This window comes from Mesorhizobium caraganae, from assembly GCF_016836705.1.
GTDB lineage: Bacteria > Pseudomonadota > Alphaproteobacteria > Rhizobiales > Rhizobiaceae > Mesorhizobium > Mesorhizobium caraganae.
Map to the genome: position 1 here is coordinate 1 of NZ_JAFCGY010000110.1, position 701 is coordinate 701.

The 701-nt window shown below is 57.5% G+C and carries 1 pseudogene; it reads right to left on the minus strand.

The annotated features are described in order from the left end of the window. Positions 1-333: 333 nt before the first annotated feature. Positions 334-701: pseudogene (locus tag JQK88_RS35865) on the minus strand (Ulp1 family isopeptidase); the annotation flags it as partial.

The following is a 701-nucleotide window of genomic DNA, read 5'->3' on the forward strand; positions in this document are numbered from 1 at the left end:
TTGTCTGGATGGCTGACCAATCCGATCGTGCTTTCCATGTCCACCGGGTCGGCGGTCGGCGGAGTGAGGCCCGTCAGGGCCACAAGGAAAGCCCATGTCTCCGGACTGAAGTCACCGTTCTCTGGGAACATGACAGCCATTTCCTTTTCTTCGGCTACCCGCAGTCTGGTTGACCGTCCTAAACAGCGATAAGCGCTGTGCAGCAAAGTCGCCCAACCGTTCGACGGACCTCAGCAGCTCGGATTGCTTTGAGACCTGCTCCTGAAGCCGGTCCGACGAACCTTTCCTCATCGTTTACCGGGCTTGACGATCCACTGCTCAGTCATCGCTTTCTTACTGCCGGTAGAGAAGAATGTGGCTTCGTCCTTCTGGGCCCAACACGGCCGTGCAGCGCTGCCCTCTGATGTAGATAGTCATCATTTGCTGGGCTTGGCTCGGGAGTAGATCGCGGTAGTGCATTTGGCGCAACATGTCTATCGGCGCCCGAAAGCCGTCTTCCCAATTCGGGGGGACGTACTCTCCGAAATCGAAGGGAGCTGGCTGGTGATATGTCGGGCCGAAGATCGATGCCCCGATGTCTTGATCCCACGTTGGCGGGCTTGGCTGATTTACACTTTGTGCCGGCGAATAGGCGGGTGAAGGCATCCCCTGCCAAAAGTTCGCTGTATTGAAACTGTCGGCGGGCAACTGGCCGGCTTGAT